Origin of the sequence: Cupriavidus neocaledonicus (assembly GCF_000372525.1) — a bacterium.
GTDB lineage: Bacteria > Pseudomonadota > Gammaproteobacteria > Burkholderiales > Burkholderiaceae > Cupriavidus > Cupriavidus neocaledonicus.
Genome location: NZ_AQUR01000006.1, coordinates 1 through 1,337, shown reverse-complemented (window position 1 = coordinate 1,337; position 1,337 = coordinate 1). Strand labels below are relative to the sequence as shown.

1 protein-coding gene is annotated in these 1,337 nt (G+C 63.0%); it reads right to left on the bottom strand.

All coding sequences use genetic code 11. The annotated features are described in order from the left end of the window. The coding region (tnpC, locus tag A3AG_RS0100045; RefSeq protein WP_018003638.1) for an IS66 family transposase at positions 1–1,264 on the bottom strand (1,264 nt) is incomplete at its 3' end. Positions 1,265–1,337: the final 73 nt, after the last annotated feature.

Here is a 1,337-nt window from a genome sequence, read left to right as displayed (position 1 = left end):
CGTACAGGATCGCTCGACTCGTGTCAGATTTGCGCGAGAGCGTCTCCAACGTGGCTCTCAGCCACGCGTGGAGTTGATCGAGTAGTGGACGCGCTTGCGCCTGTCGATACGCCTGGCGCACATCGGGTGGTTTGCCCCGGATCTGCTCTTCGATCTTGTAGAGCGCGCCGATGCGTTCCAGGGCCTCGGTATTCAAGGAATTGGGGCGAGCTGCATACAATTCGTAGAACTGCCGCCGGGCATGGGCCCAGCACGCTGCTTCGGCAACCCGTCCCGTTTCGTAGATCGCCTGGTAGCCGCCGTAGGCATCGGCCTGCAACGTCCCGTTGAACGATTCAAGATGCTGCTGCGGGTGGATGCCCTTGCGGTCCGGCGTATAGGCAAACCAGACGGCCGGCGGAGTAGCATCGCCCGACGTCCGGTCGTCACGCACATACACCCACAAGCGTCCAGTTTTAGTCTTGCCATTGCCTGGCGCGAGCACCGGCACTGGCGTATCGTCGGCATGGAGCTTCGTCGCCGCCATGACGTGTCGACGCAGTGTGTCGACGAGTGGTTGCAGCAGCGCCGCACTGTGACCAACCCACTTCGCCAGCAACGAGCGATCCAGCTCGACGCCTTCACGCGCATAGATCACCGACTGTCGGTAGAGCGGCAGGTGATCCGCGAACTTCGCGACCAGCACGTGGGCCAGCAGTCCCGGGCCAGCCATGCCTCGCTCGATGGGGCGGCTCGGCGCAGCAGCCTGGGCGATGTGATCGCAGCATGAACACGCCAGCTTGGGTCGCACATGCCGGATGACCCGGAAGCTCGCTGGCACATATTCGAGCTGTTCGGAGACATCCTCGCCAAGCTGCTTCATCGGCGCACCGCATGCCGTGCAGGTATCACGTGATTCGGGCCAATGAGTCTGGAACTCGCGCGGCAGGTGTTCTGGCAACGGCTTACGTTGTACCTGTTCCGGTGCCGTACGCGGCGTCCTGTGGATCTCGATGGGTGCGGCACCTTCGTCGGCCTCGAGTTCTTCTAGGCGAAGTTCGAGCTGTTCGATCTGGCGGTCCAGCTTCTCCGAGCGACGGCCGAACTGCATGCGGCGCAGCTTTGCAATCAGCAACTTGAGATGCTCGATCTCCGCCTTGTCCGTTGCCGTCGCTGCCTTCTGCGATTCGACCACGTCTTGCAGATGCCCGATGCGGGCATCGCGCTCCAGCAAGAGGGCTTTGAGCGCTTCGATGTCGTCCGGGTACGCGTTCGCCGTCGTCATGCCAGCAGTCTACGCGCCGGCACTCAGGTTTACAACGCCGAGATCGGCTCCGCCGTGCGCACCGGCTGTCGCC